Source organism: Stenotrophomonas sp. YAU14A_MKIMI4_1 (genome assembly GCF_003086855.1).
Lineage (GTDB): Bacteria > Pseudomonadota > Gammaproteobacteria > Xanthomonadales > Xanthomonadaceae > Stenotrophomonas.
This window is the reverse complement of sequence record NZ_CP025998.1, coordinates 1604471-1628868: the sequence shown is the minus strand read 5'-3', so window position 1 is coordinate 1628868 and position 24398 is coordinate 1604471. Positions and strand designations below refer to the sequence as shown.

25 protein-coding genes are annotated in these 24398 nt (G+C 67.1%); 7 read left to right on the top strand and 18 right to left on the bottom strand.

The features are described from left to right. Positions 1–216 precede the first annotated feature (216 nt). From truD to C1931_RS07475, 10 genes are all read right to left on the bottom strand, one after another. Positions 217–1248, bottom strand: coding sequence for a tRNA pseudouridine(13) synthase TruD (gene truD / locus C1931_RS07520; RefSeq protein WP_108755895.1), 1032 nt, complete (start codon positions 1246–1248; stop codon positions 217–219). Continuing rightward, the gene (ispF, locus tag C1931_RS07515; RefSeq protein ID WP_005409005.1) at positions 1245–1742 is read right to left on the bottom strand and encodes a 2-C-methyl-D-erythritol 2,4-cyclodiphosphate synthase; all 498 of its coding nucleotides are present in this window, start codon (positions 1740–1742) and stop codon (positions 1245–1247) included. The genes truD and ispF overlap by 4 nt, the downstream gene beginning before the upstream one ends. 34 nt (positions 1743–1776) lie before the next feature. Next, positions 1777–2475, bottom strand: a complete 699-nt coding sequence (gene ispD, locus C1931_RS07510) for a 2-C-methyl-D-erythritol 4-phosphate cytidylyltransferase (protein WP_108755894.1) — start codon at positions 2473–2475, stop codon at positions 1777–1779. Further along, a complete protein-coding gene (gene ftsB, locus C1931_RS07505) occupies positions 2472–2822 on the bottom strand; it encodes a cell division protein FtsB (protein WP_108755893.1) in 351 nt (116 codons plus the stop codon). The genes ispD and ftsB overlap by 4 nt, the downstream gene beginning before the upstream one ends. A 4-nt stretch (positions 2823–2826) precedes the next feature. Beyond that, positions 2827–4119 carry a phosphopyruvate hydratase gene (gene eno, locus C1931_RS07500; protein WP_108752736.1) on the bottom strand — a complete coding sequence of 431 codons (1293 nt, stop codon included), beginning with the start codon at positions 4117–4119 and terminating at the stop codon, positions 2827–2829. Between the two features lie 53 nt (positions 4120–4172). Beyond that, on the bottom strand, positions 4173–4565 hold the full coding sequence (locus tag C1931_RS07495) for a hypothetical protein (RefSeq protein ID WP_234412881.1): 393 nt from the start codon (positions 4563–4565) through the stop codon (positions 4173–4175). Positions 4566–4596: 31 nt separating this feature from the next. Next, positions 4597–4953, bottom strand: a complete 357-nt coding sequence (locus C1931_RS07490; protein ID WP_108755892.1) for a hypothetical protein — start codon at positions 4951–4953, stop codon at positions 4597–4599. Then, a complete protein-coding gene (gene kdsA, locus C1931_RS07485) occupies positions 4950–5780 on the bottom strand; it encodes a 3-deoxy-8-phosphooctulonate synthase (RefSeq protein WP_108749223.1) in 831 nt (276 codons plus the stop codon). Before kdsA ends, C1931_RS07490 begins: the two co-directional genes overlap by 4 nt. A gap of 88 nt (positions 5781–5868) precedes the next feature. After that, positions 5869–7533: a CTP synthase gene (locus C1931_RS07480; RefSeq protein ID WP_108752734.1), complete on the bottom strand. Its 1665-nt coding sequence runs from the start codon at positions 7531–7533 to the stop codon at positions 5869–5871. Between the two features lie 399 nt (positions 7534–7932). Further along, a complete protein-coding gene (locus C1931_RS07475) occupies positions 7933–8169 on the bottom strand; it encodes a hypothetical protein (protein WP_108751520.1) in 237 nt (78 codons plus the stop codon). 160 nt (positions 8170–8329) lie between these two features. Between C1931_RS07475 and parE the strand changes: the two genes are divergently transcribed. From parE to C1931_RS07460, 3 genes are all read left to right on the top strand, one after another. Next, positions 8330–10219, top strand: coding sequence for a DNA topoisomerase IV subunit B (gene parE, locus C1931_RS07470; protein WP_108749221.1), 1890 nt, complete (start codon positions 8330–8332; stop codon positions 10217–10219). A gap of 168 nt (positions 10220–10387) precedes the next feature. After that, entirely contained in the window at positions 10388–10963 is a 576-nt protein-coding gene (locus C1931_RS07465; RefSeq protein ID WP_108752732.1) for a GNAT family protein, read from the top strand. A gap of 121 nt (positions 10964–11084) precedes the next feature. Beyond that, complete coding sequence (locus C1931_RS07460; RefSeq protein WP_108755891.1) at positions 11085–12578, top strand: S10 family peptidase; 1494 nt, start codon at positions 11085–11087, stop codon at positions 12576–12578. 445 nt (positions 12579–13023) lie between these two features. Here C1931_RS07460 and C1931_RS07455 read toward each other — a convergent pair whose 3' ends face one another. Beyond that, positions 13024–14145, bottom strand: a complete 1122-nt coding sequence (locus tag C1931_RS07455) for an inorganic phosphate transporter (RefSeq protein WP_108752730.1) — start codon at positions 14143–14145, stop codon at positions 13024–13026. A 13-nt stretch (positions 14146–14158) separates the two neighbouring features. Continuing rightward, a complete protein-coding gene (locus C1931_RS07450) occupies positions 14159–14785 on the bottom strand; it encodes a DUF47 family protein (RefSeq protein ID WP_079221423.1) in 627 nt (208 codons plus the stop codon). A 292-nt stretch (positions 14786–15077) separates the two neighbouring features. Here C1931_RS07450 and C1931_RS07445 point away from each other — a divergent pair, with 292 nt between their 5' ends. Beyond that, complete coding sequence (locus C1931_RS07445; protein WP_108755890.1) at positions 15078–16382, top strand: hemolysin family protein; 1305 nt, start codon at positions 15078–15080, stop codon at positions 16380–16382. Next, positions 16366–17025, top strand: coding sequence for an exopolysaccharide biosynthesis protein (locus tag C1931_RS07440; protein WP_108752728.1), 660 nt, complete (start codon positions 16366–16368; stop codon positions 17023–17025). The genes C1931_RS07445 and C1931_RS07440 overlap by 17 nt, the downstream gene beginning before the upstream one ends. Before the next feature lie 88 nt (positions 17026–17113). Here C1931_RS07440 and C1931_RS07435 read toward each other — a convergent pair whose 3' ends face one another. From C1931_RS07435 to C1931_RS07420, 4 genes are all read right to left on the bottom strand, one after another. Next, entirely contained in the window at positions 17114–17611 is a 498-nt protein-coding gene (locus C1931_RS07435; protein ID WP_108755889.1) for a pyridoxamine 5'-phosphate oxidase family protein, read from the bottom strand. A 69-nt stretch (positions 17612–17680) separates the two neighbouring features. Beyond that, positions 17681–18676 (bottom strand): LLM class flavin-dependent oxidoreductase, encoded by a 996-nt coding sequence (locus C1931_RS07430; protein ID WP_108755888.1) that lies wholly within the window; start codon positions 18674–18676, stop codon positions 17681–17683. A 136-nt stretch (positions 18677–18812) separates the two neighbouring features. Further along, positions 18813–19580: a sulfurtransferase gene (locus C1931_RS07425; RefSeq protein WP_108755887.1), complete on the bottom strand. Its 768-nt coding sequence runs from the start codon at positions 19578–19580 to the stop codon at positions 18813–18815. 384 nt (positions 19581–19964) lie between these two features. After that, positions 19965–20330, bottom strand: coding sequence for a DUF6164 family protein (locus tag C1931_RS07420; RefSeq protein ID WP_108755886.1), 366 nt, complete (start codon positions 20328–20330; stop codon positions 19965–19967). Positions 20331–20396: 66 nt separating this feature from the next. On the opposite strand from C1931_RS07420, the gene C1931_RS07415 reads away from it, so the two are divergent. Then, the gene (locus C1931_RS07415) at positions 20397–20831 is read left to right on the top strand and encodes an FKBP-type peptidyl-prolyl cis-trans isomerase (protein ID WP_108755885.1); all 435 of its coding nucleotides are present in this window, start codon (positions 20397–20399) and stop codon (positions 20829–20831) included. Further along, positions 20818–22065 carry a TIGR03862 family flavoprotein gene (locus tag C1931_RS07410; protein WP_108755884.1) on the top strand — a complete coding sequence of 416 codons (1248 nt, stop codon included), beginning with the start codon at positions 20818–20820 and terminating at the stop codon, positions 22063–22065. Before C1931_RS07415 ends, C1931_RS07410 begins: the two co-directional genes overlap by 14 nt. Positions 22066–22190: 125 nt before the next feature. Here C1931_RS07410 and C1931_RS07405 read toward each other — a convergent pair whose 3' ends face one another. Then, a complete protein-coding gene (locus C1931_RS07405) occupies positions 22191–22652 on the bottom strand; it encodes a GNAT family N-acetyltransferase (protein WP_108755883.1) in 462 nt (153 codons plus the stop codon). A gap of 84 nt (positions 22653–22736) precedes the next feature. Next, positions 22737–24359, bottom strand: coding sequence for an FMN-binding glutamate synthase family protein (locus C1931_RS07400; RefSeq protein ID WP_108755882.1), 1623 nt, complete (start codon positions 24357–24359; stop codon positions 22737–22739). Positions 24360–24398 lie beyond the last annotated feature (39 nt).

Sequence of the window (24398 nt, the reverse complement as noted above, 5' to 3'; positions counted from 1 at the left end):
ATGGCGTGGATCTACTGGTGCGTGCATCCACGCGTGGCGTGGATCTACTGGTGCATGCATCCACGCGTGGCGTGGATCTACTGGTGCGTGCATCCACGCGTGGCGTGGATCTACTGGTGCATGCATCCACGCATGGCGTGGATCTACCGGGATCATGAGGGGGGCGATGCGGCAGTAGATCCACGCCATGCGTGGATGGGCCGCACCGCCGGGCCTTCACTCCTGCGAGGCGTCCTCTACCGGACCCAGCTCATGCAGCACTGCAGTGGCATAGCAGCCCGGCGGCAGCGCGAAGGACAGCTCCAGCACGTCATCGGCCAGCCACTGGTGCTGCAGCAACGCCGGGCGCAGGCGCAACGCGCGCCGTTCCTGCTTCAGGCGCGCATCTTCCAGCCCTGCGCGCAGCGCCTTGGACTCCTCATCGTCCAGCGCACCCAGTTCCAGCGCGCGCGCGGCATCGGTACTGCGCAGCTCGCCCTCGCCCCACAACGGCGCGCTGGGATGGATGTCGAACCGTGCCAGGCGATCAGCCAACGCATCGGTGTACGGCTCCGGACCGAACACGCTGCGGCTGCCATCAAGCATCCACACCTCACCCTGCAGCGGCTGATCCCAGCTGCCCTGCTCCACCCGGGCAGCCAGCACCCGGTTGAACAGCGCCGAACGGGCAGCCGACAGCAGCAGCGAGCGCTGGTCCTTGCGCATGCGGCGGCCGCCGAACATGGCCAGGGCCGCCGGCACGTTGCCACCGTCGCGACCAAAGCGCTGTTCGCCGAACCAGTTGGGCAGGCCACGGCTGGCGATCTGCTGCAGGCGTTCGCTGATCGCGGCGGCATCGCCCTGCACATCGCGCAGGACCAGCTTGAAGCGATTGCCGGCCAGCGCGCCCCGCTGCAGTTTGCGGTTGTGCCAGGTGGCGTCGATCACTTCGATCTCGTCGCTGGCCAGTGTGGCCAGGTCAGGCGCCACCCGCTTGGGCAGGTGCACGCTGAAGCGCTGGGTGGTGACCGCGTGGCGGTCCTTCATGCCGGCATAGCTGACCGCCATTTCCGGCAGGCCGGCCCAGGCCGCCAGCAGCTTGGCCACATGCACCGTGTTGGCGCCGCGCTTGCGGATGTGCAGCAGCAGGTGCTCGCCCTCGCCGGTGGCCTCGAAGGCCGGCAGTTCGTCCACCTGGAAATCTTCCGGCGTGCTGCGGATGCGGGCGCGCAGCAACGGCGCACCGAACGCCAACGGCACCGGAATCATGCGGCCACCAGCAGCACCACCGCCTGCGCGGCGATGCCTTCGCCACGCCCGGTGAAGCCCAGCTTCTCCGAGGTGGTGGCCTTCACGCTGACCGCGTCCAGCGGCAGCTGCAACAGGCCGCCGATGCGCTCACGCATGGCCAGCGCATGCGGACCGACCTTGGGGCGCTCGCAGATGACGGTGATGTCGGTGTTGCCGACCCGCCAGCCGCGCTCGCGCAGCAGGCTGTCGCAGTGGCGCACGAAGTCGCTGCTGTCGGCGCCCTTCCAGCGGTCGTCACTGGGCGGGAAGTGCTGGCCGATATCGCCCAGCGCAAGCGCGCCCAGCATCGCATCGCACAGCGCGTGCAGGATCACGTCGCCATCGCTGTGGGCCAGCACGCCGCAGCTGTGCGGTACGTTCACGCCGCCAAGCATGATGTGGTCGCCTTCACCGAAGGCATGGACGTCATAGCCCTGGCCGATACGGACGGGCGGGAACGGAGCGGTGCTCATGGATGCAACCCTTGCAGCAGGGCCGCGCGGTCACTCAACCGGCGCGGCGGGAAAGTACGAATTCGAAACGGTCCAGGTCGGCCGGCGTGGTGATCTTGAAGTTGTCCTCGCTGCCTTCCACCAGCAGCGGGCGGTGGCCCTGGCGCTCCATGGCCATGGCCTCGTCGGTCACCTCGACATCGGCAGCGGCGGCATCGGCCAGCGCGCGGGCCAGCTGGTGGCGGCGGAACAGCTGCGGGGTCAGCGCGCGCCACAGGCGTGCGCGCGGCTCGGTGGCATCGATGCCACCATCGTCGCCGGCACGCTTCAAGGTGTCGCGCACCGGCGCGGCCAGGATGGCACCGACCGGGTCGGCGCGCCCCACTTCCAGCAGCCGGCCCAGATCGGCCGGTGACAGGTTCGGGCGCGCGGCATCGTGCACCAGCACGAATTCATCGGCGCGCACGCTGTCGGGCAACGCCTGCAGGCCGGCCAGCACCGACGCGGCACGGGTGGCGCCGCCGATGCAGGTCAGCACCGGCTTGCCGGCGAACTCGGTCCAGCCCGGCCAGTCGGCATCGTCCGGGCCCAGCACGACCATCACACCGGCCACCGCCGGGTGCGCCAGCAGCGCATCCAGGGTGTGGGCCAGCAGGATCCTGCCGCCTGCCTGCAGGTACTGCTTGGGCAGCGGCGCGCCGAAGCGGGTGCCGCGGCCCGCCGCTGGCACCACTACCCAGATGGCCGCGCTCATGGCACGTCCGCCGTGTGGTCGCCGGTCTGTGCAGCCACCGGTGCAGCCGCCGGTGGACGCGAGGCTGCGTCCTCCACCACGCGGTAGAACTTCTCGCCGGGCTTGATCATGCCCAGCTCGCTGCGAGCGCGTTCTTCGATGGCGGCCTGGCCTTCCTTCAGGTCCTTCACTTCGGCAGCCAGCGCATCGTTGCGCTGCTGCAGACCTTCGTTGTCCCGTTCCTGGTTGGCGACCTGGGCTTCGAGCATCATCACTTCACCCGAATTGCCCGGGCCGAACCAGAAACGGTACTGCAGCCATGCCAGCAGCAGGGCCAGCACCAGCAGCAGCCAGCGCCAATCGCGCATGGGCTCAGCGCTTCAGCGAAACGAACGCGTCACGACCGGCGTAACGCGCGCCGGCGCCGAGGGCTTCCTCGATGCGCAGCAGCTGGTTGTACTTGGCCACGCGATCGCTGCGGCACAGCGAACCGGTCTTGATCTGGGTCGCGGTGGTGGCAACCGAGATGTCGGCGATGGTGGTGTCTTCGGTTTCGCCCGAACGGTGCGAGACCACGGCGGCGTAGCCGGCACGGTCGGCCATGGCGATCGCTTCCAGGGTTTCGCTGAGCGTACCGATCTGGTTGACCTTGATCAGGATCGCATTGGCGGTGCCCGAATCGATGCCTTCCTGGAAGATGCGCGGATTGGTGACGAACAGATCGTCGCCGACCAGCTGCACCTGCTTGCCGATGCGGTCGGTCAGCAGCTTCCAGCCGGCCCAGTCGTTCTCGGCCAGGCCATCTTCAATCGTGATGATCGGGTACTGCGCGGCCCAGTCGGCCAGGAAGTCGACGAACTGCTCGGAGGTCAGGCGCTTGTTCTCGCCCACCAGGTTGTACTTGCCGTTTTCGAAGAATTCGCTGGAGGCCACGTCCAGGCCCAGCAGCACGTCTTCACCGGCGGTGTAGCCGGCCTTGCCGATGGCTTCCAGGATGGTGTCCAGCGCTTCGACGTTGCTGCGGAAGTCCGGCGCGAAGCCGCCTTCGTCGCCCACGGCGGTGCTCAGGCCGTGGCCCTTCAGCACCGACTTCAGCGAATGGAAGATTTCGGTGCCGGCGCGCAGCGCTTCGGAGAACGAGGTGAAGCCGACCGGCAGCACCATGAACTCCTGGAAGTCGACGTTGTTGTCGGCATGCGCACCGCCGTTGATGATGTTCATCATCGGCACCGGCAGCGACGGGGTGGCGCCGGTCTTGCCGGCCAGGTACTGCCACAGCGCCTGCTTGCTGGAAGCGGCGGCAGCGTGCGCGGCAGCCATGGAAACACCCAGCAGCGCGTTGGCGCCCAGGCGGCCCTTGTTCTCGGTGCCGTCCAGATCGATCAGGCGACGGTCCAGGCCGGCCTGGTCGGTGGCTTCAAAGCCCTTCAGCGCATTGGCGATGGCGCCATTGACGTTGTCGACGGCCTTGCGCACGCCCTTGCCCAGGTAACGGGTCTTGTCGCCGTCACGCAGCTCCACCGCTTCCTTGGTGCCGGTCGAGGCGCCGGAGGGGACTGCGGCGCGACCGAACGAACCGTCCTCCAGGATGACTTCGGCTTCCAGCGTGGGGTTGCCACGGCTGTCGAGGATTTCACGGGCGTGGATGCTGCGGATCGTACTCATGGTCGGGCCGGTTACCTGTAAGGAGAGGAGGCGACAAAACGAATGCCGCGTGATTATCCCCGGCTGCCCGCCGCTTGCCAAATGGTGTTGCCGATCACGACCGGATCCTGGCCCTGCACCAGCATCGGCACGGCCACGATCATGCCCAGCAGGGCCAGCAGCAACGCCGCCACCGCGGCCATGCCACGCCCACGCCGCAGGCGCCACGCCAGCACCGAAGCGGCGCCACTGCCCAGCGCGGACACTACCAGCACGCCCATGGCCGCAAACAGGGCCACCTGCACCGATTCCAGCGCATGGCTGCCATCGCCAGGTGAACCGAACGCCGACAGAAACACCAGCAGGCCTGCGCCCAGGGCCGCCCAGGCCAGCACGGCCAGGCCGAGCGCACACAGGCCCCAGGGCCACGGCCGGCGCGAAGCGGGCGCGGAAGATGTTGGATTCATCAGGTGAATGGGCTCCCCGCCCGGGTGAGGATCACAGCTGGGTCAGCACGACCCCGCCCAGCAGCAGCGCCACGGCAAGCAACAGCAGGCCTGCCAGCATGGCCGCGCCACGCGCACGGCGCAGGCGCCAGCCCAGCACGGTGGTGACCGCGCTCGCCACGCACGACACGGCCGCCGTGTTCAGGCAGGCCCAGGCCATCGTGTGCTGCCAGCGCGGCGCGGCACCGTCGCCGGGCATGCGCATGCTTCCCGCCGCCAGCAACACGGCATAGGCCAGCGCCGCCCACATCAACACGCCGAAGGCCACGGCCACCCAGCCCCACGGCCACTGCCGCCAGTGCCGCCGGCGACGCCGGGCTTCCAGCGCCGCCCACGGGTCCAGACTCACGCGAAGCGCGAGAAACCGTGCTTCTTGGTCACCGCGTCGAGCTCCATCAAAGTCTCCAGCAGCGCTTCCATCTGGTCCAGCGGCCACGCATTGGGGCCATCGGACAGCGCCTTGGACGGGTCCGGATGGGTTTCGGCGAACAGGCCGGAAATGCCCACGGCCACGGCAGCGCGCGCCAGCACCGGTACGTGTTCACGCTGGCCACCGGAACTGGTGCCCTGCCCGCCCGGCAGCTGCACCGAATGGGTGGCGTCGAACACCACCGGGCAGCCGGTGTCGCGCATCACCGCCAGCGAACGCATGTCGCTGACCAGGTTGTTGTAGCCGAAGCTGGCGCCACGCTCGCAGACCATGATCTGCTCGTTGCCGGTGGACTTGGCCTTCTCCACGACCGGCTTCATGTCCCACGGCGCCAGGAACTGGCCCTTCTTGATGTTGACCGGCTTGCCGGCGGCGCACACCTTGCGGATGAAATCGGTCTGGCGGACCAGGAACGCCGGGGTCTGCAGCACGTCCACCACCGAGGCCACTTCGTCCATCGGGGTGTATTCATGCACGTCGGTCAGCACCGGCACGCCGATCTGCTTCTTCACTTCGGCCAGCACCTTCAGGCCCTCTTCCATGCCCGGGCCGCGGAACGCGGTGCCCGAGGTACGGTTGGCCTTGTCGAAGCTCGACTTGAAGATGAAGTTGACGCCAAGCTTGTCGGTGATCTCCTTCAGCTTGCCGGCGGTATCGAGCTGCAGCTGCATCGACTCGATCACGCAGGGTCCAGCGATCAGGAACAGGGGCTGGTCCAGCCCAACCTCGAATCCACACAGTTTCATGGCGTTTCCTTGTTGGTCCGCGCGCCGTACAAGCCAGCGCGCTGGGGTTGAAGCATGCAGGATGGGGGCCGCAACCCCCATTCACAAGTCAGGCGCGGGCTTCGGCCAGCAGTGCGCCGCCGGCCTTGCGCTCACGCGCGGCACGGATGAAGCCGATGAACAGCGGGTGGCCGTCGCGCGGCGTGGACAGGAATTCCGGGTGTGCCTGGCAGGCCAGGAACCACGGGTGCGCATCGCGCGGCAGTTCCACCACTTCCACCAGGGTGTCGTCCATCGACTTGCCCGAGATCACCAGGCCGGCATCTTCCAGCTGGGTGCGGTAGCGGTTGTTGAACTCGTAGCGATGGCGATGGCGCTCGGCCACCACGTCCTTGCCGTACAGCTCGCGGGCCAGGGTGCCCGGCTTCAGGCGCTGTTCCTGCAGGCCCAGGCGCATGGTGCCGCCCAGGTCGCTCTTGTCGTCACGCTTTTCGACATCGCCGGTGGCGGTACGCCATTCGGTGATCAGGCCGATCACCGGGTCCGGCGACTGGCGGTCGTTCTCGGTGCTGTTGGCCTGCTCCAGGCCCAGCACGTGGCGTGCGTAGTCAACCACCGCGGCCTGCATGCCGTAGCAGATGCCGAAGTACGGCACGCTGTTCTGGCGCGCGAACTGCGAGGTCAGCACCTTGCCTTCGAAGCCACGGTCACCGAAGCCGCCCGGCACCAGGATGCCGTCGACGTCGGCCAGGGCGGCCATGTCGGTGCCTTCCAGGTCCTGCGCTTCCAGCCACTTCAGGTTGACCTTGGTGCGCTGGCGCAGGCCACCATGCTTGAGCGCTTCACCCACCGACTTGTAGGCGTCCTGGTGGTCGACGTACTTGCCGACCACGGCGATGGTCACTTCGTCCAGCGGGTGCAGGGTGGCATCGACGGCGTCTTCCCACATCGACAGGTCCACCGGGCCGGCCTTGTCGGCCAGCTTCAGCTGGTTCACCACGATCTCGTCCAGGCCCTGCGCGTGCAGGCCGGAGGGAATGCGGTAGAGCACGTCCACGTCCGGCACGCTGATGACGGCGCGTTCGGAGACGTTGGTGAACTGGGCGATCTTGCGGCGCTCCGAATCGGGCACGGCCTGCTCGGAACGGCACAGCAGCACGTCCGGCTGGATGCCGATCGAGCGCAGTTCCTTCACCGAATGCTGGGTCGGCTTGGTCTTCAGTTCACCGGCAGCGCCGATGTAGGGCACCAGGGTGAGGTGCATGAACAGCGCCTTCTCCGGGCCACGCTCGGTGCGCACCTGGCGGATGGCCTCCAGGAACGGCAGCGATTCGATGTCGCCGACCGTGCCGCCGATCTCGACCAGGGCCACGTCGTAGCCCTCGGTGGCTTCGTCGATGCAGCGGCGGATCTCGTCGGTGATGTGCGGAATGACCTGCACGGTCGCGCCCAGGTAGTCGCCGCGGCGCTCCTTGCGGATCACGTTCTCGTAGATGCGACCGGTGGTGACCGAGTTCTTGCGGCTCAGGCGGGTGCGCACGAAACGCTCGTAATGGCCCAGGTCGAGATCGGTCTCGGCGCCATCGTCGGTGACGTAGACCTCGCCGTGCTGGAACGGGCTCATCGTGCCCGGGTCCACGTTGATGTACGGGTCGAGCTTCATCATCGTGACCTTCAGGCCACGCGCTTCAAGAATGGCGGCCAGCGACGCAGCGGCAATGCCTTTGCCGAGCGAGGACACCACGCCGCCGGTTACGAAAATCAAGGGAGTCATGGCTGCAAGCATCCTGTCTGGAAATGGAAAACGGCAGCACCACGCCTGCCCGGGGGGCAGACAGGGTGCAGAAAGGGGGTTTTCCGGTTCGCTGGGACAGCGAGGGAGGTGCGGACCTGGCCGGCGGCAGGCGCCGGGCGGGAACCTTCGTGCGAGGTCGGGGCGGCCGTGCCGGCCATTTCGACCGTCACCTGCGACCCGCATTGCTGGAGGCCAGACCTGGCCCTTCCAGCCCATTCGCAAAGGGTGGACACGCACTTACTCCCGGAAAGCCATAGTTTACAGATAGAGGGCCGCCAACCCAAGGGGCAGATGGCGGCAAGGGCAAAAGAAAACGCCCCGCAATGCGGGGCGTTCAGGAACAGAACCCTTGTACCAAGGGCCTTGGGAGCGGAAGCCTTAACGCTTCTTCCGCGCTTCCTCTTCTTCTTCCTGCTGCGGGACCGGCTGGCCCTTGGCCTTCATTTCGGCATTGGCCTGGGCCCGTCGCTTGGCCTTGGCATCGGCTTCGGACTGCGCGGCCTTGTCGGCCTGGTCGTTCTGCTGCGGGGCCGGCTGGCCGGCGTTCTGCGCCATCACCAGGGGCACGGCAACGGCGGCGGCGGCCAGGATCGCAATGGTCAGCAACTTCTTCATGGAGTCCTCCTCGCGGTATCGCTTCGACATGGGGGTGCCGGCGTCTGGATTCCAGCGATGCCCATTTTACCCCCTTGTGGCGGCCGAGGCTGAACCGCAGGCGTGCAAAATCGCGTTCCAGACCGCACACTTGCGCGTCGCTCCAAGCTTCCGAACATAGATGAACGCCCGCTATAACGCCGCCGATATTGAAGTCCTGTCCGGCCTTGACCCGGTCAAGCGCCGTCCCGGCATGTATACCGACACCGCGCGCCCGAACCATCTGGCGCAGGAAGTGATCGACAACTCGGTGGACGAGGCGCTGGCCGGCCATGCCCGCTCCATCGAGATCACCCTGTACAAGGATGGCAGCGTGGAAGTCAGCGATGACGGCCGCGGCATGCCGGTGGACATCCACCCGGAAGAAAAGATTCCCGGCGTGGAGCTGATCCTGACCCGCCTGCATGCGGGCGGCAAATTCAGCAACAACAACTACACCTTCTCCGGCGGCCTGCACGGCGTGGGCGTGAGCGTGGTCAACGCGCTGTCCACCCTGGTGGAAGTGCACATCAAGCGCGAAGGCGCCGAGCACCGCATCACCTTCCGCAACGGCGACCGCGCTACCCCGCTGGAAGTGGTCGGCACGGTGGGCAAGAAGAACACCGGTACCCGCGTGCGCTTCTGGCCCGACCCGAAGTACTTCGATACGCCCAAGTTCGCCGTGCGCGCGCTCAAGCACCTGCTGCGCGCCAAGGCCGTGCTGTGCCCGGGCCTGACCGTGAAGCTGACCGACGAGGCCACCGGCGAAGTCGATACCTGGTACTACGAAGACGGCCTGCGCGATTACCTGAAACTGGAACTGGGCGAGCGCGAATCGCTGCCGGCCGACCTGTTCGTGGGCAACCTGAAGAAGGACACCGAAGTGGTGGACTGGGCCGTGGCCTGGCTACCGGAAGGTGAGCTGGTGCAGGAAAGCTACGTCAACCTGATTCCCACCGCCCAGCACGGCACCCACGTGAACGGCCTGCGCACCGGCCTGACCGAAGCGCTGCGCGAGTTCTGCGATTTCCGCAACCTGCTGCCGCGCGGCGTCAAGCTGGCCCCGGAAGACGTGTGGGACCGCGTGTCCTTCGTGCTGTCGCTGAAGATGACCGACCCGCAGTTCAGTGGCCAGACCAAGGAACGCCTGTCCTCGCGCCAGGCCGCCGGCTTCGTCGAAGGCGCCGCCCACGATGCCTTCAGCCTGCTGCTGAACCAGAACGTGGAGCTGGGCGAAAAGATCGCGCAGATCGCCATCGAACGCGCCAGTGCCCGCCTGAAAACCGAAAAGCTGGTGGTGCGCAAGAAGGTCACCCAGGGCCCTGCCCTGCCCGGCAAGCTGGCCGACTGCATCAGCCAGGACCTGTCGCGCACCGAACTGTTCCTGGTGGAAGGTGATTCGGCAGGCGGCAGCGCCAAGCAGGCACGCGACAAGGATTTCCAGGCGATCATGCCGCTGCGCGGCAAGATCCTGAACACCTGGGAAGTGTCGTCCAACAGCGTGCTGGCCTCGGAAGAAGTACACAACCTGGCCATCGCCATCGGCTGTGATCCGGGCAAGGATGACATCAGCGGCCTGCGCTACGGCAAGGTGGTGATCCTGGCCGACGCCGACTCCGACGGCCTGCACATCGCCACCCTGCTGACCGCACTGTTCCTGAAGCACTTCCCGGCGCTGGTCGACGCCGGCCACGTGTTCGTGGCGATGCCGCCCCTGTTCCGCATCGACGTGGGCAAGCAGGTGTTCTACGCGCTGGACGAGGAAGAGAAGCGTTCCATGCTGGACAAGATCGAGCGCGAGAAGATCAAGGGCGCGGTGAACGTGACCCGCTTCAAGGGCCTGGGTGAAATGAATCCGCCGCAGCTGCGTGAATCCACCATCCACCCCGATACGCGCCGGTTGGTGCAGTTGACCGTGGACGATGGCGAGCAGACCCGCTCGCTGATGGACATGCTGCTGGCCAAGAAGCGCGCGAGCGATCGCAAGGGCTGGCTGGAAAGCAAGGGCGACCTGGCTTCGCTGGAAGCCTGACCCTGGCGCGGGGTCGGATCCGGTTGCGCAGCAACGGGCTCTGACCCCAGCTTCCCGGCGATGGGGTCAGCGCCCTTTCCTTTGGACAGGGATCCGACCCCGCCCTTCCGCCGCCATCGGCAAAGCCGGCAGCGCGATAATGCGCGTCCACCTGCTTGGACCACCGTATTGCCCAGCCACTCGCTGCTGTTCCCGGGCCTGCCGCTGCACAGCGCACGCCTGGTCCTGAGCCCGATCCGCCGCGACGACGCCGCCGCGCTCTACGCCCTGCAGTCCGATGCGGAGGTGATGCGCTGGTGGAACCACCCGGCCTGGACCCGCCCGGCCGAAGCGCGTGCGCAGATAGACGATGACCTTGCCGCACAGGCCACCGGCACCCAGCTGAAGCTGGCCGTGCGCGAATCGATCGATGGCCCGCTGCTGGGCATCTGTGTGGTGTTCGCGCTGGACCGTGATGCGCAGCGGGCCGAGATTGGCTACCTGCTGGCACCGGCGCAGCAGGGCCAGGGCTACATGCATGAGGCCCTGCAGCGGCTGCTGGATTACCTGTTCCAGACACTGCGGCTGCATCGCGTGGAAGCCGAGCTCGATCCGCGCAATGCGCCCTCGGCGCACGTGCTGGAACGACTGGGCTTCGCCCGCGAAGGCCTGCTGCGGCAGCGCTGGCGCATCCAGGGCGAACTGGCCGATTCGGTGGTGTACGGCCTGCTGGCCGACGACGACCGCGCCCCGCGACCGGCTTGACCGAATCTGGCCGCAACGCTGGCCGCAACGGCGTGCGCGGGCAAGCCATGCCTTTGGACACATACCGCACGCGGCGTGGCGACCTAGCATCGCAGTCCCCTTCCGCTACCGCTCTGGTGCCATGAAGTTCCTGCTGCACACTGCCGCGCTCTGCGTCGGCCTGCTTGTTGCCCCTGCCAGCGCCCTGGCGGCGCCTGCTGCCGACGCCGCCGAAACCAAGGCCCCTGCCACCGAAGCTGCGGCCCTGCCGGCCGATGCGTCGGTGCGGCAGAGCATGCGCCTGGGCGGCCGCACGCTGGATTACACCGCCAGCGTCGGCACCCTGCCGGTACGCGATGACAAGGGCAAGGTGATTGCCGACGTGGTGTTCACCGCCTACACGATGCCCGGCAAGGACCGCCCGGTCACCTTCGCCCTCAACGGCGGTCCCGGCGCATCGTCGGTCTACCTCAATCTGGGTGCGATCGGCCCGAAGGTGGTCACCTTCGGTTCGGAAGGCGACAGTGCATCGGCACCGGCCACCCTGCACGACAATCCCGGCACCTGGCTGGACTTCACCGACCTGGTGTTCATCGATCCGGTCGGCACCGGCTTCAGCCGCGCGCGCATCGGCGACGACGAGGCGAAGAAGCAGCTGTACACCCCCAGCGCCGACGTCGAATACCTGTCACGCACCATCTACGACTGGCTGCTGCGCAACCAGCGCATGGCCTCGCGCAAGTACCTGACCGGTGAAAGCTACGGTGGCTACCGCGGCCCGCGCATCACCCACTATCTGCAGACCCGGCTGGGCGTGGCGATGAACGGCCTGGTGCTGGTGTCGCCCTACCTGAGCCCGACCCTGGAAGACAACGCCGATGTCTCGCCGATGGCGTGGATGCAGACCCTGCCCTCCATCGCCGCCGCGCACCTGGAGCGGCAGGGCAAGCTGACCGATGCGGCCATGCGCGAGGTGGTCGAATACACCCGCGGCGACTATGCCACCGCGCTGATGAAGGGCCGCAGCGATCCGCAGGCCACCGAAGCGATGCTGCGCCGGGTGAGTGAGCTGACCGGGCTGGACCCGCAGTTCGTGCGCCGCGCCGGCGGGCGGCTGGAAACGCAGGCGTACCTGCGCGAAGTGTTCCGTGACAAGGGCACGCTGGGCAGCCGCTACGATTCCAACGTGACTGCGTTCGATCCGTTCCCGAATGATCCCGAGCAGCGCGCCAACGACCCGCTGCTGGACAGCATCATCGCGCCGACCACCACAGCCATGGTCGACTTCGTGACCCGCGTGGTGGGCTGGAAGGTGGATGCGCGCTACCAGGCACTGAACTACGAGGTGAACCGGCTGTGGGACCGCAATGGCGACCTGCGCCAGGGGGCGGTGACCCAGCTGCGCCAGGCGGTGGCGATCGACCCGCACCTGCAGGTGCTGATCGTGCATGGCTGGAACGACCTGTCGTGCCCGTTCATGGGTTCGATCCTGACGGTGGACCAGATGCCGGCGATGGGCAGCAACCCGGACCGGGTGCAGGTGCGCAGCTATCCGGGCGGGCATATGTTCTACAGCCGGGCGGACAGCCAGGCCGCGTTCCGTCGCGATGTGCAGGCCCTGTTCCAGCGCAACTGAGGTGGGTGGCAGGCCGGGCCTGCGGCCCGGCACCCGCTGAAGGCAACGGCAACAGCAACAGCAACGGCAAAAGCCTGCATCTCGGGGGCGGCGGGATGGGGTGGGCAGGCGGGGGACGGCAAGAGCCGCTCCTGCGTGCCTCGTAGAGCGCCATCCATGGCGCTCTGCGCCCCCGCCTGCCCACCCCACCCCGCCGCTGACGGGTTCATGGCGCTGTTGGTGGATGGTCGACCGTCTGCTGGTGGTGGGGGTGCCGACCGTTGGTCGGCACGGGCTCTGATCCTGGTCCTGCTTTGGTAGGTGTCGACCTTGGTCGACACGATGGGTGTGGAGGAATGGTTTCTCCCATGAAAAAAGCCCGCCGGAATCCGGCGGGCTTTCTTTGTTTTCGGGGGTCAGATCCTTTTCCCGCAGGGAAAGGGCTCTGACCCCGGGGCTGCCGGCATCAGGTCCAGCCGGCCAGCTCGAACAGCTTCAGGATCAGGTACGCACAGCCGCCGGCCGCCGGGATGGTCAGGATCCAGGCCCAGACGATGCGTTCGATCACGCCGAACTTCAGCGAACGCGGGTTCTTGGCAAAGCCCACGCCCATGATCGCGGTGGAGATGCTGTGGGTGGTCGAGACCGGCATGCCGAAGTGGGCGGCCAGGGTCAGGATGGTGGCCGAGCTGGTCTCCGCGGCGAAGCCGTGGATCGGGTGCAGCTTCACCATCTTGTGGCCCAGGGTCTTGATGATCTTCCAGCCGCCCGAGGCGGTACCGGCAGCCATCACCACCGCACAGGTCAGCACGATCCACATGGCAATGCCGTCGCCGGCGCTGGCATCAGGGTGCATGAAGGCCAGCCACGACGGCAAGTTGTCCAGCGCGCCGGTGGCTTCAGCGCCGATCAGGGTCATGGCGATGATGCCCATGGTCTTCTGCGCGTCGTTGTGGCCGTGGGCGAAGCCCATGTAGGCCGCCGAGGCGATCTGCGCCTTGCCGAAGAACGCGTTGACGATGCGCGGACGGGCCAGGCGGCCGATGGCACCGCCGATCTTGGCCAGGCCGGCGATCAGGCCCCACAGCAGCACCATCACCACGATGCCCAGCAGGAAGCCGGCGATCGGCGAGGTGATCATCGGCACGAAGACCTTCCACAGCAGGCCCTTGTTCTGCGCCCAGCTGCCCAGGCGCTCGGACCAGATCAGCGCATCCCAGTTGTTGTGGGCGGCCGCCAGGCCGGCACCGCACAGGCCGCCGATCAGGGCGTGCGAGGACGAGGACGGCAGGCCCTTCCACCAGGTGATCAGGTTCCAGATGATGCCGCCCAGCAGCGCGCACAGGATCACCTGCGGGGTGACATCGACCACGTTGGTGTTGAGCAGGCCCGAGGCGATGGTCAGCGCCACCGCGGTACCGGTCAGCGCGCCGATGAGGTTCATGAAGGCGGCCAGCATCACCGCCCAGCCGGGCGAGAGCACCTTGGTCGCCACCACGGTGGCAATGGAATTGGCGGTGTCGTGGAAGCCGTTGATGAACTCGAAGACGAGCGCGGCCAGGATCACCACCAGGACAAGGGTCAACATGCGGCGGCGTCCGTCAGCTGTTCTTCAACACGATCTGGTACGCCACCACGCCGGCCTCGCGGCAACGGTCGATGGCCTTTTCCAGGATCTCGAAGAATTCCTTCAGCAGGAACATCTGCAGGTTGTCCAGGCGACCGGAGTAGATGTCGCGGTACAGCTCCAGCATCAGGCGGTCGGCTTCGTTTTCCAGCGAGCGCAGCTTCTCGTTCAGCGCGGTCATCCGGTCCAGGTTCATGTGGCGCAGGTCGGCCACCATTTCCACGACCACGCCAGCGGCCTGTTCCAGCATCGCCGCGCGCGGCGCGAAGTCGATGTGTTCCAGGTGGGTGGTGGCCAGCGAATAGCGATCGGCGAACTTCTCGATCTGCTTGGGAATCTTGTACAGGGCCGAGCCCAGCGCTTCGATGTCTTCGCGCTCGATGGGGGTCATGAAGCTGTCCACCAGCGCCTGGCTGATCTTGTCCGACGCCGCGCGCTCGCGCAGGCGGGCCAGCTTGAAGGCGTCCAGCGCCGGCTGGCGGTCGGCCTCGCGCAGCATGGAATGCAGCGCCTTGGCGGCATCGTTGGCCGCGACGGCAGCCTCATCAAGCAGGGTGTAGAACTGTTTGCCGGAACCGAAAATGGTCTGCAGAGAGAACATTGAGAAACCTGTCAGCCGTCGCGGGAAGGACGGCACCAGAGGGAATTATGACGGCTAGATGACCATCACGGGTATACCCGCCCGCTTCCGGGGGTGGAAAACCCTCAACCTGAACAGGCAGTTGCCATCCCGCCACGCCCCTTTGCTAAGATGCCAGCGCGCCCCCGGGCGCACCTTATGGACGACGACCCTTATCCCCCCGCGCCGCGCCGGACCCCGTTCCTGAGCGCCAGCCGCCACCGCAAGCACCCGCCCTCCCTGCCACCAACCGGGGACGACGCCCGTGTTTGAAATGATCCTGATTGTCTTCGCGCTTGTTCTGCTGAACGGCTTCTTCGCCATGTCCGAGATGTCGGTCATGACCTCGCGCAAGAGCCGCCTGAAGCAGATGGCCAGCACCTCCAAGCGCGCGGCCAAGGCGCTGGAACTGTCCGAAAAGCCGGAAAGCTTCCTGTCCACCGTGCAGATCGGCATCACCGTGATCGGCGTGCTGACCGGCTACCTGGGCGGTGAAGCGCTGGGCGAGGCGTTCGCCGGCTGGATCCAGGGCCTGATGCCCGGTTTTGCCTACGCCGGCAAGATCGGCACGGTGCTGGCGGTCAGCCTGATCACCTTCATCACGCTGATCTTCGGCGAACTGGTACCCAAGCGCCTGGCACTGACCCGTTCGGAGTCCATCGCCGGCCTGGTGGCCATGCCGATGAGCTGGCTGGCCAAGCTGGCGCTCCCCTTCGTCTGGCTGCTGTCCAAGACCACCCAGCTGGTGCTGAAGGTGCTGGGGCTGGGCAATGACGAAGCCGCTTCGGTCACCGAAGAAGAAATCCGCATGCTGGTGGCCGAAAGCCACGAAGCCGGCGTGATCGACGCCCATGAGCGCGACATGATGAACCGCGTGATGCGCCTGGGCGACCGCACCGCCGACAGCCTGATGACCCCGCGCAACCGCATTGCCTGGCTGGACACCCAGGCTGGCCTGGAGCGCAACCTGGAAATCATGGCCGAGCACGAGTTCTCGCGCTATCCGGTGTTCCGCGACAACGACCAGGACGTGGTGGGCGTACTGGAACTGAAATCGCTGGCCACCCGCATGGCACGCGGCGACAACGCCCTGTTCCAGACCCTGCGCGAAGCGCTGTATGTGTCCGAATCGACCCATGCGATGAAGCTGCTGGAAATCTTCCGCGAGGAACAGCAGTCGATGGCGCTGGTGGTGGACGAATACGGTGAAATCCAGGGCCTGGTGACCATCAGCGACCTGATGGGCGCGGTGGTCGGCCGCCTGCAGGCGGTGGAGAACGCCGACGAGGATGCGCTGGTGGTGACCCGCGAAGACGGCTCGCTGCTGGTGGATGGCTCGTTGCCGATCGAAGACCTGCGCGAACTGATCGGCAGCAACGAGCTGCCCGATGCCGAGGAAGGCGATTACTACACGCTGGCCGGCATGTGCATCCACTACTTCGGCCGCATCCCGCATGCGGGCGAGTATTTCGACTGGGCCGGCTGGCGCTTTGAAGTGGTGGACCTGGACGGTGCCCGCGTGGACAAGCTGCTGCTGCGCACCCTGTCGGACGAGCAGACCGATGAGCTCACCGCCTGATCCAGGCCACGGCGCGGGCGACGAGCGCCCGAGCTATCGCAACGAGGGCATCCGCACCCTGTTGGCGATGTTCGAATTCGGTGATCCGGCCCAGCACATGAAGCTGGGCCAGATCCTGCAGGACCTGCAGCAGAGCGCGTTCGGCGTATTCCTGTTCGTGGCCATCCTGCCGGCCTTCATTCCCATTCCGGGGCTGGGCGGCGCGGTCAGCGGGCCGCTGGTCATCCTGATCGGGCTGCAGATGCTGTTCTGCATGCGCAAGCCCTGGCTGCCGGGCTTCATCGCCCGCCGCGGGCCCCGCCGCGGCACCATGCACCGGTTCCTGGACCGCATCGACCGGCCGCTGCGGCGGCTGGACCGCATGCTGAAGCCGCGCATGCCGCAGTGTGTGGCGCCAGCGCCGGCACACGCCTTCACCGGTCTGCTGCTGGTCCTGCTGGGGCTGCTGCTGTCGCTGCCGATCCCGTTCACCAACTACCTGTTCGGGTTCCAGCTGCTGCTGTTTTCGCTGGCGTTGCTGGAACGCGATGGCGCGTTGATGCTGTTCAACTGGATTGGCGGCGTGGTGGCGGTGGCCTTCTTCGGTTTCAGTTCCGGCCAGCTGGTCGGTTACACCGCCGACCTGTTCCAGCGCTGGTTCTGAGCGTTGGCCGCAGGGCTCGCCGGGCATGGCCCGGCGCTACCCACCACGACCCGATCGGTAGCGCCGGGCCATGCCCGGCGGGGGTGCATCACCGCAGATCGATGAATCCGTTATCGCCCAACTGCGACGGATCATCCTGCACTGCCGACAAAACGAAGCTCAACGCCTTGCCCAGCAGCGTGCCTGGGCCTTCCCAGTACTCGGCGGTCTCCGCACGCACCTGGATCAGGCGCAGGTTCGGATCATCCTTGCCGCCGGGGAAGAACAGCTTCATCGCCGGCGACCACAGCGCCTCGATCTTTTCACGATCGTCCACGATGCGCGCCCGCCCAGACACCGACACGTAAGTATTCTTCGACGTGGAGGCATAGGCCACGTTGACGCGCGGATTCAAGGCAATCTCCGCCACCTTCGGGCTGTCGGCGGCGGTGGCAAACCACAGGTCGCCGTCGAAATCGACCTGCTGGGTGCCCAGCGGCCGGCTGTACAGCCGACCGTCCACGCCGGTGGTGGTGAACATGGCCACCTCCACGTCCTTGATCAGTTCGGACAACTGGGCGATGTGCTCGGCACGGGTATCGGTCATGGAAGGGGCTCCGGAATCAGGAGCCCCCATCAGAGCGCGTCGCCCTGCAATGCGCCGTGACGCAAACGTTCAGCCGGCGTGGCGGGCGTGCCAGGCCTGCATGGCCAGTTCGAACGAACGCAGGCGCGCGCGATGGTCATACAGGTTCGCGGTCAGCAGCAGTTCGTCCGGCGCGTGGCGATCGACGAAGGCGGCGATACCCTCGCCCACCTGCTGCGCATCGCCCAGTACGGTGCAGGCCAGGGCGCGTTCCACGCCCAGCTTTTCATGCGGTTCCCAGAACGCATCGATGTCATCGATCGGCGCGGGGATGCGACCCGGGCGGCCACGGCGCAGGTTGACGAAGCTCTGCTGCTGGCTGGTGAACAGCCGGCGCGATTCGGCCTCGCTGTCGCTGGCCACGACGTTCAGCGCCAGCATGGCGTGCGGCTGCTTCAGCGTGGCCGAGGGGCGGAACTCACGGCGGTAGACGGCCAGCGCTTCATCCATCGCATCGGGCGCGAAGTGCGAGGCGAACGCGTACGGCAGCCCCATCGAGGCGGCCAGGCGCGCACCGAACAGGCTGGAACCGAGGATCCAGGTCGGCACCCGCAGGCCGCCGCCGGGCACTGCCTGCACCGCCTGCCCGGCCTGCACCGGTTCGAAGTAATGCAGCACTTCGCGCACGTCCTGCGGGAACTGGTCGGCACTGTCGAAATAGCGGCGCAGCGCACGCGCCGTGGGCTGGTCGGTGCCCGGCGCACGGCCCAGGCCCAGATCGATGCGGTCCGGGTACAGCGACGCCAGCGTGCCGAACTGCTCGGCCACCTGCAGCGGCGCGTGGTTGGGCAGCATGATGCCGCCGGCGCCGACGCGGATGCGCCGCGTGCCCCCGGCCACGTGGCCGATCAGTACCGCGGTGGCGGCGCTGGCGATGCCGGGCATGTTGTGGTGTTCGGCCAGCCAGTAGCGGCGGTAGCCCAGCGCATCGGCATGCTGGGCCAGTTCCAGCATGTTGGCGAAGGCGGCGGTGGTATCGCTGCCCTCGCAGACCGGGGCCAGGTCGAGGATCGACAACGGGATCATCAGGGGGTTTTCCGTCACAGGATTCCCCCTGCATGGGGTCGCAACGGCGCCACGGCCAGTGACGGTGGCGGAATGCTGATTCCTGCCGGACCGGTTCAGCGCGCCGGGCAGGTCCCGGCGCGACCTCAAGGACAGTTCAGAACGCGCTGGGGCGCGGCTCGGGCAGCGGCTGGTCGACCAGCGGCTTCAGCTCGGCATCCAGCGCCACCCGCTCGTCGAACACGAAGCAGCGACCCTCGTACCCTTCGCCACCGACCTCCTCGAAATAGCCCAGGATGCCGCCATCGAGCTGCAGGACGTTGTCCATGCCATCGTTGACCATCCACAGCGCCGCCTTTTCGCAACGGATGCCGCCGGTGCAGAAGCTGACCACGGTGCTGTCCTGCAGCGCCTGCCGATGCGGCGCCAGCGCTTCAGGCAGATCGGTGAACTTCTCGATGGGCAGCACCAGCGCATCCTTGAAGGTGCCATGGGCCACCTCCTGCAGGTTGCGCGTATCGAGCATCACCACCGGCTTGCCGGCATCGTCGTGGCCCTGGCGCAGCCAGCGCTGCACCGTGGCCGGATCGACCGCCGGCGCACGCGGGTAGGCCAGCGGCTGGCCATCGTCGCGCCGGAAGCTGATGATCTCGTCCTTCACCTTGGCCTTCAGCCGCGCGAAGGGCTGGTGTTCGCTGACGCTGGTCTTGACCCGCATGTCGGCAAACCGCGCATCAGCGTGCAGCTGCGCGTAGAAGTCCTGCACCGCCTGCGGCGCCCCGGCCAGGAACAGGTTCAGCCCCTCGCCCGCCACCAGGATCGTGCCGCGCAGCGCCGCCGCCTCGGCGCGCGCCAGCAGCTGGTCGCACAGGGCCTGGGGGGCGTCGATGACGGCGAAATGATAGGCAGCAGTATTGGCGATCATTCCGCCATTTTACCGCCTTCAGACATCGGGGTCAGAGCCCTCTGCGCAGCAGAGGGCTCTGACCCCGTGCGGTTCCCTGTGTCGACCAAGGTCGACACCTACCGACAGCCGCGGGGATTGTCAGAGGCGGGGCGGTGGGGCAGGCGGGGGCGCAGAGCGCCATGGGCCCGAGGCATGCCTCGGGCGGGTTGGGCAGGACGCCCAACCCCGGTCTTGCCGGGCGCGCAGGATTGCGCGCACGAGCAAGGCGCTCTACGAGGCACGCAGGAGCAGCTCTTGCCGTCCCCCGCCTGCCCCCACCGCCCTGCCCGTTCACGGAAAACCCGCTTTTGACGTTGACGTTGCTTCGGCGGGTGCCGGGTGCAAGCCGTCCGCAACAGCCCCCTATCCCCGCAACAACATGAACGGCAGCAGCACCAGCGCCGCCGCACCCGCCATCCCCAGCAGCACCAGCGCCACGAACAGCGGCCGCCGCCGCAGCAGGCTGCCGAACGTTTCGGCCGTGCCATCGCGCAGCGCCTGCTCGCGCTCGGCACGGATGCGCGGCGCCCGCTCGGCCTGGTAATCGGCCATCAGGGCCTTGGCCCGCGGCTGGTCCGCATCATCGCGCAGCCACAGGCCGCCATTGGAAATGCCCCAGGGGCTGGGTTCGGTGCGATACCAGGCGATGCCGTGCTGGTCCAGCAGGGTGCACACATCGGCGTACTCGTCGTCGCCGACATTGCGCAGGTTGAGCAGAAGTTTGGCCATGCCACCATGATACCCGGCGCCGATGCGCTACCCTTGCCGCCCGCGAACACCCTACGGAGACGCCCGATGCGCCGCCTGCTGCTTCCCCTGCTACTGTCCCTTGTTGCCGCCGGTTGTTCGTCCGAACCCGCCGGCCCGCCGCCGGGCGGCACCCTGACCACCTTCGAACGCATCGATACCCAGGTGGGAACCGGCGCCGAAGCCGTGCCCGGGCAGAAAGTGACCGTGCACTACACCGGTTGGATCTACGACAACCGCACCGAGAACAAGCACGGCAAGACCTTCGACAGCTCGGTCGGCCGCGGCCAGCCCTTCGTCTTCGCGTTGGGCGCCGGCCAGGTCATCCGTGGCTGGGACGAAGGCGTGGCCGGCATGAAAGTGGGCGGCAAGCGCACCCTGATGATCCCGCCGGACTACGGCTATGGCGACCGTGGCGTCGGCCCGATCCCGGCCGGCTCCTCGCTGGTGTTCGACGTCGAGCTGCTCGATGTCCAACCCTGATCTGCAACCGCCGCGCCGCGTCGCCGTGGTCGGCGGCGGCCCGGCTGGCCTGTTCGCCGCCGAGCGCCTGCGCGCCGCCGGCCTGGAGGTCGATCTGTACGAGGCCAAGGGCTCGCCCGGCCGCAAGTTCCTGATTGCCGGCAAGGGCGGGCTGAACCTGACCCATTCCGACGAACGGCCGTTGTTCGATAGCCGTTACCGCGAACACAGCGCCGCCGTGGGTGACTGGCTGGACGGCTTCGATGCGCAGGCACTGCGTGAGTGGGCCTCAGGGTTCGGCGTGGAAACCTACGTCGGCAGTTCCGGCCGGGTGTTTCCGGTGGACCGCAAGGCGGCCCCGCTGCTGCGCGGCTGGGTACGGCGCCTGAAGGAACGGGACGTGCGCCTGCACGTCAATCATCGCTGGACCGGCTGGGCCGATGACGGTGCCCTGCAGTTCGCCAGCGAACACGGCGAGGTGCGCGTACACGCCGATGCCACGGTGCTGGCCCTGGGCGGCGGCAGTTGGCCGCAGCTGGGCAGCGATGGCGCCTGGGTGGCACCGCTGCAGGCACGCGGCGTGGATGTCGCGCCGCTGCAGCCGGCCAACTGCGGGTTCGACGTGGACTGGAGCCCGCATTTCGCCCAGCGCCATGCCGGCGCCCCACTCAAGCCGGTGGTGGCCTATTGGACCGATCTGCAGGGTCGGCCGCAGTCGCTGCAGGGTGAGTGCGTGGCCAGCAGCTATGGCATCGAAGGCAGCCTGGTCTACGCGCTGGCCGCTGATCTGCGCGACACCATCAACCGCGATGGCCATGCCGTGCTGGCCCTGGATCTTGTACCCGGCCGTGACGAGGCACGCCTGCTGGCCGACCTGTCCCGGCCGCGCAAGGGCCGGAGCTTTGGCGAACACCTGCGCCGCCAGGCCGGTCTGGATGCGGTGAAGGCCGCGCTGGTGTTCGAGCACCTGGGCAAGGACGCCGGCAACGATCTGCCGGCCGTGGCAGCAACGCTCAAGCGCCTGCCCCTGCGGCTGCTGCGACCGCGGCCGATGGCCGAGGTGATCAGCACCGCGGGCGGTGTGCGGCTGCAGGCCATGGACCGCCAGCTGATGCTCAACGCCATGCCGGGCGTGTTCTGCGCCGGCGAAATGCTGGACTGGGAAGCGCCGACCGGCGGCTACCTGCTGACCGCCTGCTATGCCAGCGGACTGCGCGCGGCTGAAGGCGTGGTGGCGTGGCTGGCAGCGCGCTGACCCGGCGATTGTAGAGTCGAGCTTGCTCGACTGCTTCGGTAGAGTCGAGCTTGCTCGACTGATGGAAAAACAGTCGAGCAAGCTCGACTCTACAAAAGCGGAAAAGCAGTCGAGCAAGCTCGACTCTACAAGGGGCGGTGCATGCGCACCGAGGCCAGGGCTACGCCGCTGGGGTGCGGGTACAGCTCCTCCCGGTCGGCCACGAAGCCCTGGCGCTGGTAGAACGCGACGGCGTTCAGCGAGGCCGACAGCACCACCTCGCGCTTGGGATCGGCCATCGCCAGCAACCGCTGCATCAACGCCTGACCAATACCCTGCCCGCCCCGATCCGGATCGACGAACAACGCGTCCACCTCGTTGGCGTCGCTGTCGAACACGCCAAACCCCAGCAGTGCGCCCTGCGCATCCTCAGCCACCACGCAGCCGCCCTGCCCCAGCAGCCGCGCGTACTGCGACGGTGGCGGCGAGGCCGACCACGGTGCGATCACCTCGGGCGGATAATGGCTGCTGCAGGTCTCGCGCACGCAGCGGGTGCGCAATGTCCACAGCGTGGCTACATCATCGGCGGTGCCGGTTCTGAACTGCATGGCATGTCCTTGTAGAGTCGAGCCATGCTCGACTGCATTGCGATTGATAAAAGCAGTCGAGCAAGCTCGACTCTACAACGGCGGCTAGCGCGATTTGCTGGCGCGCAGCGCCTGGATGCGCGCTGGCGGCTGGAACGAATCGCTGCGGGCATCGGCCCAGAACGCATGGAACACCGCGTGATCGGGCACTTTGTGCAGCAGCTCGCCCGGTTCCAGATAGCGGTACAGCGTGGCCAGCGAACGGATCTCGACCGGCGAAACGCGACGCAGGATATGCTCCGGCCCCAACTCTGCCGGGTCGTTCAACCCGGCGGCACACAGCAGTTCCTTCAACGCGTGCAGCGTGTGCTCGTGGTAGCTGTACACCCGCGTGGCCTTGTCCGGAGCATCCAGGTGCTTCCAGCGCGCCGGGTTCTGGGTGGCGATGCCGGTCGGGCATTTGTCGGTGTGGCAGCTCAGCGACTGGATGCAGCCCAGCGCGAACATGAAGCCGCGGCCGGCGTTGCACCAGTCCGCGCCAAGGGCGATGGTGCGCGCGATGTCGAACGCACTGGTGATCTTGCCGGCCGCACCAATGCGGATGTGTTCGCGCAGGTCCAGCCCGACCAACGTGTTGTGCACCAGCAGCAGCGCCTCATGCATGGGCACGCCCACGTGGTCGACGAACTCGGCCGGTGCCGCGCCGGTGCCGCCCTCGGCGCCGTCCACCACGATGAAATCAGGGCGCAGGCCGGTTTCGTGCATGGCCTTGGCGATGCCGAACCATTCCCAGGGGTGGCCGATGGCCAGCTTGAAGCCCACCGGCTTGCCACCGGACAGCTCGCGCAGGCGCGCAACGAACTGCAGCAGTTCCACCGGTGTGGAAAACGCCGAATGGCGCGACGGTGACACACAGTCCACGCCCATCGGCACGCCACGGGTGGCGGAAATCTCAGCGGTGACCTTCGGTGCCGGCAACACGCCGCCGTGGCCGGGCTTTGCACCTTGGGACAGTTTGATCTCGATCATCTTCACCTGATCGTGGGTGGCGTTGGCGATGAAACGCTCTTCGCTGAAGCCGCCCTTCTCGTCGCGGCAACCGAAATAGCCCGAGCCGATCTCCCAGACCAGGTCCCCGCCCATTTCGCGGTGGTAAGGCGAGATCGAGCCTTCGCCAGTGTCGTGGTAGAAGCCACCGCGGCGCGCACCGTCGTTCAGCGCGCGGATCGCGTTGGCCGACAGCGAACCGAAACTCATCGCGGAAATATTGAACACGCTGGCCGAATAGGGTTTCGCACAGGTCGGCCCGATCAGCACGCGGAAGTCGTGCTTGCCGATCGTGGTCGGCGCCAGCGAGTGGTTGATCCACTCGTAATCCACCGCGTAGGTGCTGCGCAGGGTGCCGAACGGCACCGTGTCCATTTCATTCTTGGCGCGTTGGTAGATCAGCGCGCGCTGCTGGCGCGAGAACGGCACGTCTTCCAGGTCGCTCTGCACGAAGTACTGGCGGATCTCCGGGCCGATCGATTCAAGCCCGTAACGGAAATGGGCCATGACCGGGTAATTGCGGCGCAGGGTGCTGCGCTTCTGCAGCAGGTCCCAGCAGCCCAGCGCCACCATCGCCGCGGACAGGCCGACGCCCCAATACCAGGCGGGCCAGAGCGTCGCCAGCCACAGACTGACCGGCAGCATCAGGATGGCGAGCACGAAGACAATGTAGCGGTGCATGGCGTTCCTCGGTTGCAACTGGCCCCGAGTCTACCCCGC

Excerpts from the sequence above, each read along its gene's own strand:
- C1931_RS07400 (WP_108755882.1), bottom strand. The coding sequence starts at position 24,359 with ATGCACCGCTACATTGTCTTCGTGCTCGCCATCCTGATGCTGCCGGTC.
- C1931_RS07460 (WP_108755891.1), top strand. The coding sequence starts at position 11,085 with ATGAAGTTCCTGCTGCACACTGCCGCGCTCTGCGTCGGCCTGCTTGTT.
- C1931_RS07405 (WP_108755883.1), bottom strand. The coding sequence starts at position 22,652 with ATGCAGTTCAGAACCGGCACCGCCGATGATGTAGCCACGCTGTGGACA.
- ispF (WP_005409005.1), bottom strand. The coding sequence starts at position 1,742 with ATGAGCACCGCTCCGTTCCCGCCCGTCCGTATCGGCCAGGGCTATGAC.
- C1931_RS07480 (WP_108752734.1), bottom strand. The coding sequence starts at position 7,533 with ATGACTCCCTTGATTTTCGTAACCGGCGGCGTGGTGTCCTCGCTCGGC.
- ftsB (WP_108755893.1), bottom strand. The coding sequence starts at position 2,822 with ATGCGCGATTGGCGCTGGCTGCTGCTGGTGCTGGCCCTGCTGCTGGCA.
- C1931_RS07450 (WP_079221423.1), bottom strand. The coding sequence starts at position 14,785 with ATGTTCTCTCTGCAGACCATTTTCGGTTCCGGCAAACAGTTCTACACC.
- C1931_RS07425 (WP_108755887.1), bottom strand. The coding sequence starts at position 19,580 with ATGATCGCCAATACTGCTGCCTATCATTTCGCCGTCATCGACGCCCCC.
- C1931_RS07475 (WP_108751520.1), bottom strand. The coding sequence starts at position 8,169 with ATGAAGAAGTTGCTGACCATTGCGATCCTGGCCGCCGCCGCCGTTGCC.
- eno (WP_108752736.1), bottom strand. The coding sequence starts at position 4,119 with ATGAGTACGATCCGCAGCATCCACGCCCGTGAAATCCTCGACAGCCGT.
- C1931_RS07410 (WP_108755884.1), top strand. The coding sequence starts at position 20,818 with ATGTCCAACCCTGATCTGCAACCGCCGCGCCGCGTCGCCGTGGTCGGC.
- C1931_RS07495 (WP_234412881.1), bottom strand. The coding sequence starts at position 4,565 with ATGAATCCAACATCTTCCGCGCCCGCTTCGCGCCGGCCGTGGCCCTGG.
- C1931_RS07430 (WP_108755888.1), bottom strand. The coding sequence starts at position 18,676 with ATGATCCCGTTGTCGATCCTCGACCTGGCCCCGGTCTGCGAGGGCAGC.
- C1931_RS07435 (WP_108755889.1), bottom strand. The coding sequence starts at position 17,611 with ATGACCGATACCCGTGCCGAGCACATCGCCCAGTTGTCCGAACTGATC.
- C1931_RS07415 (WP_108755885.1), top strand. The coding sequence starts at position 20,397 with ATGCGCCGCCTGCTGCTTCCCCTGCTACTGTCCCTTGTTGCCGCCGGT.
- parE (WP_108749221.1), top strand. The coding sequence starts at position 8,330 with ATGAACGCCCGCTATAACGCCGCCGATATTGAAGTCCTGTCCGGCCTT.
- C1931_RS07440 (WP_108752728.1), top strand. The coding sequence starts at position 16,366 with ATGAGCTCACCGCCTGATCCAGGCCACGGCGCGGGCGACGAGCGCCCG.
- truD (WP_108755895.1), bottom strand. The coding sequence starts at position 1,248 with ATGATTCCGGTGCCGTTGGCGTTCGGTGCGCCGTTGCTGCGCGCCCGC.
- kdsA (WP_108749223.1), bottom strand. The coding sequence starts at position 5,780 with ATGAAACTGTGTGGATTCGAGGTTGGGCTGGACCAGCCCCTGTTCCTG.
- C1931_RS07420 (WP_108755886.1), bottom strand. The coding sequence starts at position 20,330 with ATGGCCAAACTTCTGCTCAACCTGCGCAATGTCGGCGACGACGAGTAC.
- C1931_RS07445 (WP_108755890.1), top strand. The coding sequence starts at position 15,078 with ATGATCCTGATTGTCTTCGCGCTTGTTCTGCTGAACGGCTTCTTCGCC.
- C1931_RS07455 (WP_108752730.1), bottom strand. The coding sequence starts at position 14,145 with ATGTTGACCCTTGTCCTGGTGGTGATCCTGGCCGCGCTCGTCTTCGAG.
- ispD (WP_108755894.1), bottom strand. The coding sequence starts at position 2,475 with ATGAGCGCGGCCATCTGGGTAGTGGTGCCAGCGGCGGGCCGCGGCACC.